This is a genomic window from Streptomyces sp. NPDC086787 (assembly GCF_044745865.1).
In the GTDB taxonomy this organism is placed as follows: domain Bacteria; phylum Actinomycetota; class Actinomycetes; order Streptomycetales; family Streptomycetaceae; genus Streptomyces.
Window position 1 is genome coordinate 356,744 of record NZ_JBIVBC010000007.1, and the last position, 15,679, is coordinate 372,422.

At 71.8% G+C, this 15,679-nt stretch carries 15 protein-coding genes; 1 reads left to right on the forward strand and 14 read right to left on the reverse strand.

Features of this window, described 5'->3' with window-relative positions:
- Positions 1–42: 42 nt before the first annotated feature.
- From der to aroH, 5 genes are all read right to left on the reverse strand, one after another.
- Complete coding sequence (gene der, locus ACIPK3_RS19955; protein WP_402571332.1) at positions 43–1,524, reverse strand: ribosome biogenesis GTPase Der; 1,482 nt, start codon at positions 1,522–1,524, stop codon at positions 43–45.
- Between the two features lie 73 nt (positions 1,525–1,597).
- Positions 1,598–2,245, reverse strand: coding sequence for a lysophospholipid acyltransferase family protein (locus ACIPK3_RS19960; RefSeq protein WP_402571334.1), 648 nt, complete (start codon positions 2,243–2,245; stop codon positions 1,598–1,600).
- Positions 2,242–2,928, reverse strand: a complete 687-nt coding sequence (gene cmk / locus ACIPK3_RS19965) for a (d)CMP kinase (RefSeq protein WP_402571336.1) — start codon at positions 2,926–2,928, stop codon at positions 2,242–2,244. Before cmk ends, ACIPK3_RS19960 begins: the two co-directional genes overlap by 4 nt.
- Positions 2,929–3,090: 162 nt before the next feature.
- Positions 3,091–4,176: a prephenate dehydrogenase gene (locus tag ACIPK3_RS19970; protein WP_402571338.1), complete on the reverse strand. Its 1,086-nt coding sequence runs from the start codon at positions 4,174–4,176 to the stop codon at positions 3,091–3,093.
- Positions 4,173–4,535 carry a chorismate mutase gene (gene aroH, locus ACIPK3_RS19975; protein ID WP_402571340.1) on the reverse strand — a complete coding sequence of 121 codons (363 nt, stop codon included), beginning with the start codon at positions 4,533–4,535 and terminating at the stop codon, positions 4,173–4,175. The genes ACIPK3_RS19970 and aroH overlap by 4 nt, the downstream gene beginning before the upstream one ends.
- A gap of 187 nt (positions 4,536–4,722) precedes the next feature.
- On the opposite strand from aroH, the gene ACIPK3_RS19980 reads away from it, so the two are divergent.
- On the forward strand, positions 4,723–5,196 hold the full coding sequence (locus ACIPK3_RS19980; protein ID WP_402571342.1) for a Rieske (2Fe-2S) protein: 474 nt from the start codon (positions 4,723–4,725) through the stop codon (positions 5,194–5,196).
- A gap of 14 nt (positions 5,197–5,210) precedes the next feature.
- Here ACIPK3_RS19980 and ACIPK3_RS19985 read toward each other — a convergent pair whose 3' ends face one another.
- From ACIPK3_RS19985 to ACIPK3_RS20025, 9 genes are all read right to left on the reverse strand, one after another.
- Entirely contained in the window at positions 5,211–6,230 is a 1,020-nt protein-coding gene (locus ACIPK3_RS19985) for an ADP-ribosylglycohydrolase family protein (RefSeq protein ID WP_402571344.1), read from the reverse strand.
- On the reverse strand, positions 6,227–7,000 hold the full coding sequence (locus tag ACIPK3_RS19990; RefSeq protein WP_402571346.1) for an NUDIX domain-containing protein: 774 nt from the start codon (positions 6,998–7,000) through the stop codon (positions 6,227–6,229). The genes ACIPK3_RS19985 and ACIPK3_RS19990 overlap by 4 nt, the downstream gene beginning before the upstream one ends.
- A 166-nt stretch (positions 7,001–7,166) precedes the next feature.
- Positions 7,167–8,234: a pseudouridine synthase gene (locus ACIPK3_RS19995; protein ID WP_402571348.1), complete on the reverse strand. Its 1,068-nt coding sequence runs from the start codon at positions 8,232–8,234 to the stop codon at positions 7,167–7,169.
- A 12-nt stretch (positions 8,235–8,246) separates the two neighbouring features.
- Positions 8,247–8,813, reverse strand: a complete 567-nt coding sequence (gene scpB, locus ACIPK3_RS20000) for an SMC-Scp complex subunit ScpB (protein WP_402571413.1) — start codon at positions 8,811–8,813, stop codon at positions 8,247–8,249.
- 50 nt (positions 8,814–8,863) lie between these two features.
- Positions 8,864–9,916 carry a segregation and condensation protein A gene (locus ACIPK3_RS20005; protein ID WP_402571350.1) on the reverse strand — a complete coding sequence of 351 codons (1,053 nt, stop codon included), beginning with the start codon at positions 9,914–9,916 and terminating at the stop codon, positions 8,864–8,866.
- A gap of 143 nt (positions 9,917–10,059) precedes the next feature.
- Positions 10,060–10,599 carry a hypothetical protein gene (locus tag ACIPK3_RS20010; RefSeq protein ID WP_402571351.1) on the reverse strand — a complete coding sequence of 180 codons (540 nt, stop codon included), beginning with the start codon at positions 10,597–10,599 and terminating at the stop codon, positions 10,060–10,062.
- Positions 10,584–11,759, reverse strand: a complete 1,176-nt coding sequence (locus tag ACIPK3_RS20015; RefSeq protein ID WP_402571353.1) for a ParA family protein — start codon at positions 11,757–11,759, stop codon at positions 10,584–10,586. Before ACIPK3_RS20015 ends, ACIPK3_RS20010 begins: the two co-directional genes overlap by 16 nt.
- A 369-nt stretch (positions 11,760–12,128) precedes the next feature.
- The gene (gene ald, locus ACIPK3_RS20020) at positions 12,129–13,253 is read right to left on the reverse strand and encodes an alanine dehydrogenase (RefSeq protein ID WP_402571354.1); all 1,125 of its coding nucleotides are present in this window, start codon (positions 13,251–13,253) and stop codon (positions 12,129–12,131) included.
- A 136-nt stretch (positions 13,254–13,389) separates the two neighbouring features.
- Complete coding sequence (locus ACIPK3_RS20025; protein ID WP_402571356.1) at positions 13,390–15,570, reverse strand: tetratricopeptide repeat protein; 2,181 nt, start codon at positions 15,568–15,570, stop codon at positions 13,390–13,392.
- Positions 15,571–15,679 lie beyond the last annotated feature (109 nt).

The window sequence follows — 15,679 nt, forward strand, 5'->3', positions numbered from 1 at the left end:
CGCGAAGGGCGGCCCCGTTCCGGGGCCGCCCTTCGCGTCTGCTCACTTCTTCTTCGTGCCGCGCTTCTCGCGCACCCGCACCGAGATGTGGATCGGCGTCCCCTCGAAGCCGAACTCCTCGCGCAGTCGGCGCTCGATGAAGCGGCGGTAGCCCGCCTCGATGAAGCCGGAGGCGAACAGCACGAACCGCGGCGGCTTGGTGCCCGCCTGGGTGCCGAACAGGATGCGCGGCTGCTTGCCGCCCCGCACGGGGTGCGGGTGGGCGGAGACCAGCTCACCGAGGAACGCGTTGAGGCGGCCGGTCGGCACACGCGTCTCCCAGCCGGCCAGGGCCGTCTCGATCGCCGGGACCAGCTTCTCCATGTGCCGGCCGGTGCGCGCCGAGACGTTCACCCGGGGCGCCCAGGCGATCTGGCCGAGCTCGGTCTCGATCTCCCGCTCCAGGTAGTAGCGGCGCTCCTCGTCCAGGGTGTCCCACTTGTTGAACGCGACGACGATCGCGCGGCCCGCCTCGACGGCCATGGTGACGATCCGCTGGTCCTGCACCGAGATGTTCTCGGAGCCGTCGATGAGGATGACGGCGACCTCGGCCTTCTCGACGGCGGCCGCGGTGCGCAGGGACGCGTAGTAGTCGGCGCCCTGCTGCAGGTGGACGCGCTTGCGGATACCGGCGGTGTCCACGAACTTCCAGGTCACGCCGCCGAGTTCGATCAGCTCGTCCACCGGGTCACGGGTGGTGCCCGCGAGCTCGTTGACGACGACCCGCTCCTCGCCCGCCACCTTGTTCAGCAGGGAGGACTTGCCGACGTTCGGGCGGCCGATCAGCGCGATACGGCGCGGGCCGCCGACGGCGGTGCCGAAGGTCTGCTCGGGGGCTTCCGGGAGCGCCTCCAGGACGGCGTCCAGCATGTCGCCGGTGCCCCGGCCGTGCAGGGCGGAGACCGGGTGCGGCTCACCGAGGCCGAGCGACCACAGATAGGCCGCGTCCGACTCGCCGCTCAGACCGTCGACCTTGTTGGCGGCCAGCACCACGGGCTTGCCCGCCTTGCGCAGCAGCCGCACCACCGCCTCGTCGGTGTCGGTCGCGCCGACCTTGGCGTCCACGACGAACACGACCGCGTCGGCCGCCTCGATCGCGTACTCGGCCTGCGCGGCGACCGAGGCGTCGATGCCGAGGACGTCCTGCTCCCAGCCGCCGGTGTCGACGACCTTGAAGCGGCGGCCGGCCCACTCGGCCTCATAGGTCACACGGTCGCGGGTGACGCCCGGCTTGTCCTCCACGACCGCCTCGCGGCGGCCGATGATCCGGTTCACCAGGGTCGACTTGCCGACATTGGGGCGGCCGACGACGGCGAGCACGGGCAGCGGGCCGTGGCCCGCCGCCTCGATGGCGCCCTCGACGTCCTCGGTGTCGAAGCCCTCTCCCGCGGCGAGCTCCATGAACTCCGCGTACTCGGCGTCGCCGAGCGCCCCGTGCTCGTACTCGTGCTCAGCCGAGTCGCCGGGCTGGATCTGGTCGTTCATGAAGTCCGTACCTCGTTCATCGTGGTGATCGGTGGATCAGCGGTCATACGGTGATCCACTACTCAAGTGTCGCTCAGCGCCCGGTGAGACGCCTGGCGTTTTCCAGGTGCGCCGTGAGCTCCTTCTGGATGCGCTCGGTCGCCTCGTCCAGCGCCTTGCGTGTACGCCGCCCGGTGCCGTCGCCCGCCTCGAACGGGTCGCCGAAGACGACGTCGACGCGGGAGCGCAGCGGAGGCAGCGCCTTGACCAGGCGGCCCCGCCGTTCGGCGCTGCCCAGCACGGCCACCGGCACGATGAGCGCACCGCTGCGGACCGCGAAGTAGGCGAGCCCGGCGCGCAGCGACGCGAAGTCGCCCTCGCCCCGGGTGCCCTCCGGGAAGATGCCGAGCACGCCCCCGGCCTGCAGCACACCGAGGGCCCGTGAGATCGCGGTGCGGTCGGTGGTCGTGCGGTCCACCTGGACCTGGCCGATGCCGGTGAGGAAGGAGCCGAGCGGGCCGACGAACGCCTCCTTCTTGATCAGGAAGTGCGTCGGCCGGGGGGCCACGCCCATCACCATCGGTCCGTCGATGTTGTGGGAGTGGTTGACGGCGAAGATCACCGGTCCGGTGGCGGGTACCCGCCAGGCGCCGAGCACGCGCGGCTTCCACAGCCCGTACATCAGGCCTACGCCGATGCGCCGTCCGACATCGGCGCTTCTGGCCGACGGAACCTCGGTCACTTCCCCGCCCGCTTCTCCTCGACGAGGGTGACCACGCACTCGATGACCTGCGGCAGCGTGAGCTCGGAGGTGTCCACCTCGACCGCGTCGTCCGCCTTGGCGAGCGGCGAGGTCTTGCGGCTGGAGTCGGCCGCGTCCCGCTTGACCAGCGCCTCGCGGGTGGCGTTGACGTCCACGCCCTTGAGCTCACCGCTGCGGCGGGCGGCGCGGGCCTCCGGGGAGGCGGTCAGGAAGATCTTGAGGTCGGCGTTCGGCAGCACGGTGGTGCCGATGTCACGGCCCTCGACCACGATCCCGGCCTCGGCGGAGGCGGCCAGCGTGCGCTGCAGCTCGGTGATCCTGGACCGCACCTCGGGCACCGCGCTGACCGCGCTGACCTTGGCGGTCACGTCCTGGGTGCGGATCGGACCGGCCACGTCGACACCGTCGACCGTGATCGTCGGGCCCGCCGGGTCGGTGCCGGAGATGATCTCCGGCTTGCCGGCGACGGCGGCGATGGCGGTGGGGTCCTCCACGTCGATGTCGTTGGCCACCATCCACCAGGTGATCGCCCGGTACTGGGCCCCGGTGTCCAGGTAGCTCAGGCCGAGCTTGGCGGCCACGGCCTTCGACGTGCTCGACTTGCCCGTGCCGGAGGGGCCGTCGATCGCGACGATCACGGGCTGGGGGGCGCCGTTTTCCACGGGGGGACACCTTCCTGGTGCGGTGGGGCGGGTGCAGAGGGCGCGAGGGCGCCTGGGACAAGGTTACTGGGTGCCGGTGACCCGTTTGGACGTGTGAGGGGGACCTCACGTGGGCGTGCGGGGGTGATCCCACCCGGTGACGCCGGCCCGGCCCCGGGTGCCCTACTGCCGCAGGGCCCAGCCCCGCTCCCGCAGCGCGGCGGCCAGCTGCACCGTCGCCTTCGGCTCCACCAGCAGCTGCACCAGACCCGCCTGCTGCCCGGTGGCGTGCTCGATGCGCACGTCCTCGATGTTGACCCCGGCCCGCCCGGCGTCGGCGAAGATGCGGGCCAGCTGGCCGGGCTGGTCGTCGATGAGCACGGCGACCGTCTCGTAGACCCGCGGCGCGGACCCGTGCTTGCCGGGCACCCGCACCTGCCCGGCGTTGCCGCGCCGCAGCACGTCCGCGATGCCGGCGCCGCCCTCCTGCCGCTTGGCCTCGTCGGAGGACTGCAGGGCGCGCAGCGCGCGGACGGTCTCGTCCAGGTCGGCGGAGACGTCGACGAGCAGGTCGGCGACCGGGCCGGGGTTCGCCGACAGGATGTCGATCCACATCCGGGGGTCGGAGGCGGCGATCCGGGTCACGTCCCGTATCCCCTGGCCGCACAGCCGTACGGCCGCCTCCTCGGCGTGCTCCAGTCGCGCGGCGACCATGCTGGAGACCAGATGGGGCATGTGGGAGACCAGGGCCACGGCGCGGTCGTGGGCGTCGGCGTCCATGACGACCGGTACCGCGCGGCAGTGCGAGACCAGTTCCAGGGCGAGGTTCAGTACCTCGGTGTCGGTGTCCCGGGTGGGCGTGAGCACCCAGGGGCGGCCCTCGAAGAGATCACCGGTGGCGGCCAGCGGGCCGGACTTCTCGCGGCCGGACATGGGGTGGGTGCCCATGTAGGAGGACAGGTCGAGGCCCAGTGCCTCCAGCTCACGGCGCGGGCCGCTCTTGACGCTGGCCACGTCGATGCAGCCGCGGGCCGCGCCGCGGCGCATGGTGTCCGCGAGGACCGCGGACACGTGTGCGGGCGGTGCGGCGACGATCGCCAGGTCGACCGGGCCCTCCGGCGCCTCGTCGGTGCCCGCGCCGAGCGCGGCGGCGGTGCGCGCCTGCTCTGGGTCGTGGTCGGCGAGGTGGACGAGCACGCCCCGCTGGGACAGCGCGAGCGCGATGGACGTGCCGATGAGGCCGGTACCGATGACGAGTGCGGTTCTCACTGGGCGATGTCCTTGCGCAGGGCGGCCGCGGCACCGAGGTACACGTGGTTGATGTCGGCACGGGGCCGGTCGGACGCGATGTGCGCGAGGACCCGGACCACACGGGGCATGGCGCCCTCGACGGCGAGTTCCTGGGCGCAGATCAGTGGCACGTCGAGGATGCCGAGCTTCCGGGCGGCCGCGGCCGGGAAGTCGCTGCGCAGATCGGGGGTGGCGGTGAACCAGATGCTGATCAGGTCGTCCGTGGACAGCCCGTTCCGCTCCAGGAGGGCGGTGAGCAGGGCTCCGACCTGCTCGTCCATGTGGCCGGCCTCGTCCCGTTCCAGCTGGACGGCCCCCCGGACCGCTCGTACCGCCACGGCGCTGCTCCTTGCTCTGTTGTTGCTGTCTGGCCCTGTCCAGCCTAGTCAGCGCGGGCCGAAGGGGTGCGGCGTGGTCGCCCGCTGAGACGTACGCGTTGGGCTGTCAGGCGTACCCGGCGCATATTTTGCGGCGGCTCGTCCCGGGTTGCTTCGTCTTGGGCGTTTTCAGTGCCAAGATGCCGACATGACTCACGGTTCGACGCGGCGCACGGTTCTCGCGACGGGCGGGGCGGTATTCGCCGCGGCTTGCGCGGGTTGCAGCAACAGCGGCGAGGGGAGCGAGTCCGCCTCGTCCCCGGGTGGGAGTACGAGCGCGAGCCCGGTCTCGAGTACGAGCAAGAGCGCGAGCCCGGGCCCGAGCGGGTCGGCCGGGCCGGAACTGACCCGCACGAGCGACGTCCCGCTCGGCGGTGGCCTGGTCCTGCCGGACCAGAAGATCGTGATCACCCAGCCGACGCAGAACGAGTTCAAGGCGTTCTCCGCGATCTGCACCCATCAGGGCTGCACCGTCAACAACGTCGCGGACGGCACCATCCACTGCCCCTGCCACGGCAGCCAGTTCCGCATCACCGACGGCGCGGTGGCCCACGGTCCGGCGACCAGGCCGCTGCCCGAGGAGCACATCAAGATCGAGGGGGACTCGATCCACCTGGCGTGAGCCGGACCGCGGGTTCAGCTGTCCCAGAGCGCCCCGAGCGTGAGCAGGTCCCCCCGGTACTCGATCCGGTCCGTCCACGCGGTCGGCCAGGCGTCCGCGCCCAGGTGGGCTCCGGCGAACGCGCCGGTGAGACAGGCGATCGAGTCCGAGTCGCCCGAGGTGCAGGCGGCCCGGCGCAGCGCGGTGACGGGTTCGTCCACGAAGAGCAGGAAGCACAGCAGGCCGGTGGCCAGCGCCTCCTCGGCGATCCAGCCCGCGCCGGTGGCGAGGCACGGGTCGTCCTCCGGCGAGACGCCGCGCACGGCGTCCTGGAGCCGGCCCAGGATCTCCAGGCACTCGTCCCAGCCGCGGCTGATGAAGTGCTCGGGAGACGGGTCGTGCGAGCGGGTCCACAGGTCGCCGAGCCAGGTGTGGTGGTAGCGGGTGCGGTTGTCGAGCGCGTAGGAGCGGAGCCGGCCGACGAGTCCGGTCGGCTCGGCACCCTGGGCGAGCAGCCGTACGGCGTGCGCGGTGAGGTCGGAGGCGGCGAGCGCGGTCGGGTGCCCGTGGGTGAGCGCGGACTGCAACTGGGCGGCACCGGAGCGCTGTTCGTCGCTGAGGCCGGTGGCGAGGCCGATCGGGGCGACGCGCATGTTGGCGCCGCAGCCCTTGGAGCCGATCCGGCTGGCGTCCTGCCAGAGCCGGCCTTCCTCCTTGAGCAGGCCGCACGCCTCCAGGCAGGTACGGCCCGGGGCCCGGTTGTTCTCCGGGGACTCGTACCAGTGCACGAACTCCTCGCGCACCGGCCGCTCCAGCCGCTTCGGCGCGAGCACCCCGCGGTCCATGGCGGTGCGCAGCCCGCGCCCGAGCGCCAGGGTCATCTGGGTGTCGTCGGAGACCTGGGTGTGCTTCAGTTCCATCTCCCGCCACGGCCCGAACTTGGCGAGGATCGACGGCACGTCGTTGAACTCGGTGGGGAAGCCGAGCGCGTCGCCGAGGGCGAGGCCCAGCAGGGATCCGGTGGCGGCGCGCTTGCTCAGGGGCGTGGCGGTCATGCGGGGTGTCCTTCCCGGGGCGGTCGAAGCAGGGGCGGGTGCAGTGCGGTGGCCGGGCCCGCGCGGTAGAGGGCGGCGGGCTTGCCGCGGCCGCCGGTGAGCCGGGCGGCGCCCGGCACCGGTGTCACGAAGCCGGGGGTGGCGAGCACCTTGCGCCGGAAGTTGGGCCGGTCCAGGACGGTGCCCCACACGGTCTCGTAGACCTGCTGGAGTTCCCCGAGGGTGAACTCGGGCGGGCAGAAGGCCGTGGCGAGGCAGGTGTACTCCAGCTTGGCGCCGACCCGTTCGTGGGCGTCGGCGAGGATCCGGTCGTGGTCGAAGGCGAGCGGCCCGGCCTTGTCGTACGGCAGCCAGCGGGCCTCGGCCGCGTCGCCGCCGCCCTGCGGCTCGGGGGCGTCGGGCAGCAGTGCGGCGAAGGCGACGGAGACGACCCGCATCCGGGGGTCGCGGCCGGGCTCGCTGTACGTGCGCAGCTGCTCCAGGTGCACCCCGGAGAAGCCAGGGCCCCCAGGACCGCCGGAACCCCCGGGGCCTCCAGCGCCGCCGAAGACACCGTCGAGGCCGGTCTCCTCGGCGAGTTCGCGCCGGGCGGCGGCCTCGGCCGACTCGTCGGGCAGCAGGAAGCCGCCGGGCAGCGCCCGGTGTCCGGCGTACGGCTCCTGCCCGCGCTCGACCAGGAGCACATGCAGAGCGCCGTCGCGGAGGGTCAGGACGGCGAGGTCGACGGTGACGGCGAACGGCTCGTAGGCGTACTTGTCGTAGCCCTCCATCCCGGCTCCTCTCCCCCGTGGAGTCATTTATAGTCGCTACGACTATAAAGAGGGCCGGGTCGATCCACAACCCCCTCAGCGCCCGCTGGAGCCCCGTTCACACACATGACGACGGCCGGTCCCGGGAGACCCGGAACCGGCCGTCACAAACTCACGCAGGCGCCTCCTAGAGGTCGACCTCCTTCAACAGCATGCCGACCTCGGTGTTCGACAGCCGACGCAGCCAGCCCGACTTCTGGTCGCCCAGGGTGATCGGACCGAAGGACGTACGCACCAGCTTCTCGACCGGGAAACCGGCCTCGGCGAGCATGCGGCGCACGATGTGCTTGCGGCCCTCGTGCAGGGTCACCTCGACCAGGTAGTTCTTGCCGGTCTGCTCGACGATCCGGAAGTGGTCCGCGCGGGCATACCCGTCTTCCAGCTGGATGCCGTCCTTGAGTCGCTTGCCCAGGTCGCGCGGGATCGGGCCGACGACGGCCGCCAGGTAGGTCTTCTTCACGCCGTACTTGGGGTGGGTCAGCCGGTGGGCCAGCTCGCCGTGGTTGGTGAGCAGGATGACACCCTCGGTCTCGGTGTCGAGCCGGCCGACGTGGAAGAGCCGCGTCTCACGGTTGGTGACGTAGTCGCCGAGGCACTGGCGCCCCTCGGGGTCCTCCATGGTGGAGACGACACCGGCGGGCTTGTTCAGCGAGAAGAACTGGTACGACTGCGTCGCCACCGTCAGGCCGTCGACCTTGACCTCGTCCTTCTCCGGGTCGACGCGGCGGCCCTGCTCCAGGACGATCTCGCCGTTGATCTCGACCCGCGCCTGCTCGATCAGCTCCTCGCAGGCCCGCCGGGAGCCGTAGCCCGCGCGCGCGAGGACCTTCTGGAGCCGCTCGCCCTCCTGCTCGGCGCCCGGGAAGGTCTTGGGCAGCTTGACGTCCTTCTTGCCCTCGTACCGCTCCCGGTTGCGCTCCTCCGCCCGCGCCTCGTACTCGCGGGAGCGTCCCGGAGCCGTACGCCCGCCGCCCTGCTGGGACTGCCGGGGACCGCCCTTGGCGCCACCGCGGGCGGCGCCCCCGCGGCCGGACTTGGGGCCGTCGTTGGTGGCGCCGGGGCCCACGTCGTAGCGGCGCTCCTCGGGGCGGGGCTTGCGGGGACGGCCCTGCCCCTGCTTGTCGTCCCTGTTGTTGCCGGCACCGCGGTAGTTACCGCGTCCGCCACCACTCTTGCCGCTGCCGCTGCTTCGCATCAAAGTTCCGTCTTAGTCGTCTGCGTCGTCTGCGCCGGGCGCGTCGGGCGCGTCCGGATCGAACGACGGTACGCCCTCCTGGGTCTCGGCCTCGATCGCCTCCGCCTCGGGGAGGAAGGGCGCGAGCTCCGGGAGCTCGTCCAGACCGCGCAGGCCCATCCGCTCCAGGAAGTAGTTCGTCGTCCTGTACAGGATCGCACCTGTTTCGGGTTCCGTGCCCGCCTCCTCGACCAGACCTCGCTGGAGGAGGGTGCGCATCACACCGTCACAGTTGACTCCCCGTACGGCGGAGACCCGGCTGCGGCTCACCGGCTGACGGTAGGCGACGACGGCGAGGGTCTCCAGCGCGGCCTGGGTGAGACGGGCCTGCTGGCCGTCCAGGACGAAGCCCTCGACGGCCGCGGCGTACTCGGGACGGGTGTAGAAGCGCCAGCCGCCCGCGACCAGCCGCAGCTCGAAACCGCGGCCCTGCACGGTGTACTCGTCGGCCAGCTCGCGCAGCGCGTCGCCGACCTGCCGCCGCGGCCGCTGAAGGATCTTGGCGAGGTGCTCCTCGGTCGCGGGCTCGTCGACGACCATGAGGACCGCCTCCAGGGCGGGCTTGAGGTCGAGACCGGTGATCTCCTCGCTCACGCCTTCTCCTCCTCCATGGGCTCCGTGGGCTCCTCGGGCTCCGTGGCCTGATCGGCTTGCTCGGGTCGCTCGGGCGGCCGGTCGAACTCGTCGGTGACCCGGGGCGCATCGTCCCCGTCACCGCCGGTCCATCGCACGAGCAGGTCGCCTAGGGCGGTCTCCTGGTCCAGCGCGACGGCTTTCTCCCGGTACAGCTCCAGCAGCGCGAGGAAGCGTGCCACCACGGTCAGGGTGTCGTCGGTGTCCTCGACCAGCGCGCGGAAGCTGGCCTCTCCCAGCTCCCTGAGCCGTGCGACCACGATGCGCGCCTGTTCCTGCACGCTGACCAGCGGGGCGTGGATGTGGTCGACGTACACCTGCGGCTTGGCCCTCGGCTGCATCGCCTTGACCGCGAGCCTGGCGAACCCGTCCGCGCCGATGCTGATGACGACCTCGGGCAGCAGCTCGGCGTGGTGGGGTTCGAGGCCGACGGTACGGGGGTAGCGGCGGGCCTCCTGGTCGAGCCGGTGGTTGAAGATGTCCGCGATCTGCTTGTACGCGCGGTACTGGAGCAGTCGCGCGAACAGCAGGTCGCGAGCCTCCAGGAGCGCCAGGTCGGCCTCGTCCTCCACCTCGGCCGCCGGCAGCAGCCGGGCCGCCTTGAGGTCCAGCAGAGTGGCCGCCACGACCAGGAACTCCGTCGTCTGGTCCAGGTCCCAGTCCGGCCCCATGGCGCGGATGTGCGCCATGAACTCGTCGGTGACCTTGGACAGCGCCACCTCCGTGACATCGAGCTTGTGCCTCGAGATCAGCTGAAGCAGCAGATCGAAGGGGCCCTCGAAGTTGGCGAGCCGAACCTTGAAGACCCCGTCCCCCGCGCCTTCCGGTTCCCGGGCGGGCGCCGCCAGGGCCGGGTCGTCGGACACGGGCTCGGGTTGAGGCGCGGGCTCGTGCTCCGCAAGCGCGGGCTCGTGCTCGGGCTCCGCAAGCTCCGCGGCGGCCCGCGTCACGCCCGGGCCGCGGCCCAGCGCACGGCGGCGGGTGGGTGGAGGAGCGTCGTTCGAGGTCATGGCCCCCGCAGGCTACAGCCAGCGCCCCGGCGGACAACGTTTACCCGGCAGGGAGCGGCGTCCGGGTGCGTACTCCCGGCGTACCGGCCGGAAGGCCTCCCACTGGATCGACACCGCCCGCCGCCGGGGACCCCGGCCGGGCCTCAGCGCCCGCGCAGCCGTCGTACGAGGATGCTCGCTTCGCCTCGGGACTCCAGGTCGGCCAGGACCACGGCCACCGCCTCGCGGACGATGCGGCCGCGGTCGACCGCGAGGCCGTGCTCGCCGCGGAGCACCAGGCGGGCGTGCTCCAGGTCCATCAGTTCCTCGGCCGAGACATACACGGTGATCTTCTCGTCGTGCCGCTCGCGCCCGCTGGGCCGCCGTGCCGCCGCCCGCCCGCGCTTGCGGGAGGCGGCAGAACCTTCCTGCTCGGCCTGGCGCCGGGCCGGCCGCGCGCGGGACTCGCCGGTCTCCGTCGGCTCGGCATCCGCCGCCACGTGCTCCGCCCCGCCGCCGTCCCTGCCCTGCGCGGGCACCGAGGGCGGTACGTCCTCACCGGCGGCCGCGTCGCTCTCCCCCGCCGGAGCCGGCACCCGGCCCTCGCCGCCGGCCGGACGCCGGGGAGTGGACGGCTGGAGAGCCATACCCCCTGTCGTGCGGAACAGTTCGTCGGCCCCCGGCAGACTCACTCGGCGTGACACCGGGCGAGCACCTCCCTGGCGAGCTGGCGGTAGGCGGCGGCACCGACGGAGTTGGACGCGTACGTGGTGATGGGCTCACCGGCGACCGTGGTCTCCGGGAAGCGGACCGTGCGCCCGATGACCGTGTGGTAGACGTGATCGTCGAACGCCTCCACCACCCGGGCGAGAACCTCGCGACTGTGCACCGTGCGCGAGTCGTACATCGTGGCGAGGATGCCGTCGAGCTCCAGCTCGGGGTTGAGCCGCTCCTGGACCTTCTCGATCGTCTCGGTCAGCAGGGCCACACCGCGCAGCGCGAAGAACTCGCACTCCAGCGGCACGATCACCTTGTGCGCGGCGGTCAGCGCGTTGACCGTGAGCAGGCCGAGCGAGGGCTGACAGTCGATCACGATGTAGTCGTAGTCGGACAGCAGCGGCTTGAGGGCACGCTGGAGCGTCGACTCGCGCGCGACCTCCGACACCAGTTGCACCTCGGCGGCCGACAGGTCGATGTTGCTGGGCAGCAGGTCCATGTTGGGGACCGCCGTCTTCAGGAGGACCTCGTCCGCGGACATGCCCCGCTCCATGAGCAGGTTGTAGACGGTGAGGTCGAGCTCCATCGGGTTGACACCGAGACCCACCGACAGCGCGCCCTGCGGGTCGAAGTCCACGAGCAGCACACGCCGGCCGTACTCCGCGAGCGCGGCACCCAGGTTGATGGTCGACGTGGTCTTGCCGACGCCGCCCTTCTGGTTGCACATCGCGATGATCTTCGCGGGGCCGTGGTCGGTCAGCGGGCCCGGGATCGGGAAGTAGGGCAGCGGGCGTCCGGTCGGGCCGACGCGCTCGCGGCGCTGACGGGCGGCGTCGGGCGCGAGCGTGGCCGCGTACTCCGGGTCCGGCTCGTATTCGGCGTCGGGATCGTAGAAGTGTCCCTGGGGCAGTTCGTCGTAGTCGGCGAAGTGGTTGTGGGGCGCGCCACTTCCGTCGCCGGCCATGGCGTTCACGTGATGGCCATCCATGCTCTGGTGTGCAGTCCGGATCTCCTGCGGACCCGGGCTCTGGCGGGCTGCGAAGGTGCGCACAGCAACGGAGCCGACAGCCTCGAACCCCGTGGGGCCCTGGCCCCGTACAGGCGTTCCTGGTTGACCACCCCCAGGAGAAAATGTCGACTCATTCACAAGTCGTCTTACCTCCTTGGTGACCAGGAAACTTCTAGACAGGTCAGCGTGACACCATGCCGACGGTTGGCGACTCTATGGCGTGTCGGCGGTCCGCAGCAACACAATCCGCCGGACCCGGCAGGATGTGTCGGCAATGAAACATCCCGCTGTCAAGGGCGTATGACCGTCGCACAGCAGGTTTCACCGGTGTGCGAATCGGTCGAAGGGTTACGTTCGAGGCGAGTTGGCCGAGCGTCGCAAAGTGACCATACACACATCCGGCCGGACCTTGTTGGGCAAGGTCCGGCCGGATACATGCGGTTGACGACCCGTGTTGACGTATCGCCTTTGCCGTATGGTGACTTGACGATCGGCCCGGTCGGCGGCTCAGCCGACCAGGGTCTCCAGGTCCACGTGAGGCAGTCCGTGCGCCTCCGCGACCTCCCGGTAAACGACCTTGCCGTCATGGGTGTTGAGACCCCGGGCCAGCGCGGCGTCACGGCGCAGCGCCTCCACCCAGCCGTTGTCGGCGAGCGAGACGATGTACGGCAGCGTGGCGTTGGTCAGCGCGTAGGTGGAGGTGTTGGGCACCGCGCCGGGCATGTTGGCCACGCAGTAGAAGACCGCGTCGTGGACCCGGAAGGTCGGCTCGGCGTGCGTGGTCGGGTGGGAGTCCTCGAAGCAGCCGCCCTGGTCGATCGCGATGTCGACAAGGACACATCCGGCCTTCATCCGGGACACCAGGTCGTTGGTGACCAGCTTCGGGGCCTTGGCGCCCGGGACGAGGACGGCGCCGATGACGAGGTCGGCCTCCAGGCAGGCCTTCTCCAGCTCGAAGGTGTTGGAGACGACGGTCTGGATCTTCGTACCGAAGATCTTGTCCGCCTCCTTGAGCTTGTTGATGTCCCTGTCGAGCAGGGTCACGTGGAAGCCGAGGCCGATGGCGATCTGCGCGGCGTTCCAGCCGGAGACGCCGCCGCCGATGATGACGGCCTTCCCGGCCGGCACGCCCGGGACACCGCCGGGCAGCACACCGCGGCCGCCGTTCGCGGCCATCAGGTGGTAGGCGCCGACCTGGGGCGCGAGCCGGCCCGCGACCTCGGACATCGGGGCGAGCAGCGGCAGCGCGCGGTTCGGCAGCTCGACGGTCTCGTAGGCGATCGCGGTGGTGCCGGACGCGAGAAGGGCGTCCGTGCACTCCTTGGAGGCGGCCAGGTGCAGGTAGGTGAAGAGGACCTGGTCCTTGCGGAGGCGGTGGTACTCCTCCGCGATGGGCTCCTTGACCTTCAGCAGCAGGTCCGCGGCGGCCCAGACCTCGTCGGCGGTCTCCAGGATCTCGGCGCCGGCCGTCACGTACTCCTCGTCCGGGATCGAGGAGCCGACGCCGGCGTTCCGCTCGACGACGACCTGGTGGCCATGGCGTACCAGCTCGTGCACGCCTGCGGGGGTGATGGCCACGCGGAACTCGTTGTTCTTGACCTCGCGGGGGATGCCGACCTTCACGTCGATCACGGTCCTTGGCTCAGAGGGTCTGGGGCATAGACAACGACATACCGTTGATACGGGGGCACAACGGGATGTACCGCAGGAGAACGAGCGGCAGAGCCAGTTTAATGAAGGTGTTCCGGCTGTCTAGCCTTTCATTGCATCAATCTTCAGGAGATGCGCTACGGATTTCGCAGGCGTCCGAGCCGTCCGGGCCACGCGTGTCGTCTTCCGTGGCTTCCGGGCCGTCCTCCAGGGCCTCCAGGGCCTCCGGAGCGTCCGGAGCGTCCGGAGCCTCCGGGACCTTCGAGCCGTCCTCCTTGGCCGGCATGGCCGGATCGTCACCCCGGCCCTCCTGCGGCCCCTCACCCAGCATGCGCTCGGCGGCACCCCGGTGCAGTCGAGCGGCGGCACAGTCGCCCAGGTGCTCCAGGGTGTCGGCGAGCCGCAGTTGGAGCGCGGCCTGCAACCGGACGTCCTCGGCACGGCGCGCCCACTCCCCCGCCTCCTGACAGGTGCGCAGCGACTCCTCCGGCCGGCCCGCGTACTCCTGCACCCGCGCCAGTTCGCTCAACGCGCGGGCGTGGGCGGCGACATCGCCGCTCTTGCGGTACACGGCGACGGCCGCCCGCCAGTTGCGCAGCGCCTCGCCGTAGCGGCCCGTGTAGGTGTGGGCGGTGGCGATACGGCCGTAGAGCCGGGCGGCGTCCGCGCGCTCGTCGCGGGCCAGCCGTTGGGCGAGGGCCCGGCCGAACCAGTCGGCGGCCCGGTCGAAGTCCCCGAGCTCCTGGTAGGTGCTGCCCACGGATTCCATCGCGCGGCCGGTCGCGTACGGGTCGTTCGCCGCGCGCCCGGCGTCCAGCGCGGCACGGTAGCGGGCCAGCGCGGTGGCCGTACGCCCGGTGCGGGCGTCGAGGTCCGCCAGGTTGAGCAGCGCGGCGGCCTTCTCCCGGGGCAGACCGCGTCGCTCGGCCACATCGAGGACGAGGCCGTGGATGCCGTACAGGTCGGGCGCGGCCGCCTGGGTTCCGAAGTGTGCCGCCATCGCCCTGACCAGCTGGGACATCAGACGGCGGGCCAGCGTGTCCAGCTCCCCGTCGGCGACCGCCAGGCGGGCGGCGGCCAGCAGGGCGGGGCGGCGGACGGTGAGCCAGTCGGCGGCCGCCCTGGGGCTGGGGAAGCGCTGCGAGCGGGGCAGGCCCTGGATCTTCTCTCGGGCGTCCGGGTTGTCCGTCTCGGTGATCGCGCGGCAGGACTGGAGCAGCCGCACGGTCCGTTCCAGCATGCGGGCGCGGGCGAGCTGGATCTCGGCCGGCCGCTCCAGTTCCTCGGCGAGGGAGCGCAGCAGGGGGTGCAGGCATCCCGGGACCTCGTACTGCGGCAGCCGGGACGGCACGGCCCGCAGCAGTCCGAGCGACACGAACTCGTCCAGGACGGTACGGGCGGCACTCACCGAGCAGCCCACGAGGGCGGAGGCGGTGTGCGGGTCGACCAGGCCGAGGGGAGCCAGCGAGAGCAGGCGCAGGGTGCGGGCGGCCGGGGCGGGCAGCTGGTCGTGGACGAGCCGGAAGACCCGGCCGAGCGGGGGCGTCTCGTCGCCGCCCGAGCGCAGCCGTTTGGCCAGGTCGGCGACGGCCGCCTGGGGCCGGGCCGCGAGCCAGCCGCCGGCCAGGGTCAGCGCGGCGGGATGGGCCTGGCACGCCTCCACGAGGTTCTCGGCGGCGCGCGGGTCCACGGTGATGCGCACCGAGCCGGTGTGGCGGGTGAGCAGTTCGAGGGCCGATTTGGTGTCTAGGCCGCCCAGGGTGCAGGGCCTGACGTCCACGATGCCGGTGAGCGGACCACCGGAGACAGCGACGACCAGGCAGTCCGGGGAGTCCGGGAGCAGTGCGTCCACCTGCTCGGCACCGGCCGCGTCGTCCAGCAGGAGCAGCGTCCGCCGCCCGGCCAGGGCCGTGCGCAGCGCGCCGGTCAGGTCGTCCTCGGCGGCTCCTGGCGGCGTGGGCAGGCCGAGGGTGCCGAGCAGTTCACGGGCGGCCCGCTCGATGGGTACCGGAGTGCCGTCGGGCTCCGAGAGCCGGGTGCGCAGCACCCCGTCGGGGTAGCTGTCGGCGATCTGCCGCACCAGCCGCTCGGCAAGCGCCGAACGGCCGGAGCCGGGTCGGCCGGCGATCAGGAGCACGCGCGCGCACGGCGCCTTGCGGCCCGCCAGGGTGTCCAGGCCCGCGCGTTCGATGTCCGCGCGGAGTTCCTTCAACTCCCTTGTGCGGCCCAGGAAATGGCTCTCCGCGAGCGCGCCGCCCGACAGCCGGACGCCGTCCGTGTCCACCGCCTGATCCGTCACGGGCCACACTCCCGTCCCACCGAACGCGCAAGCCCGCCGGGACTCCGGTGCGGGCGTGATCCGAGCCTAGTTCACGCTCTGCGACGAACCCGGCGGAGCGCGGCGGGCA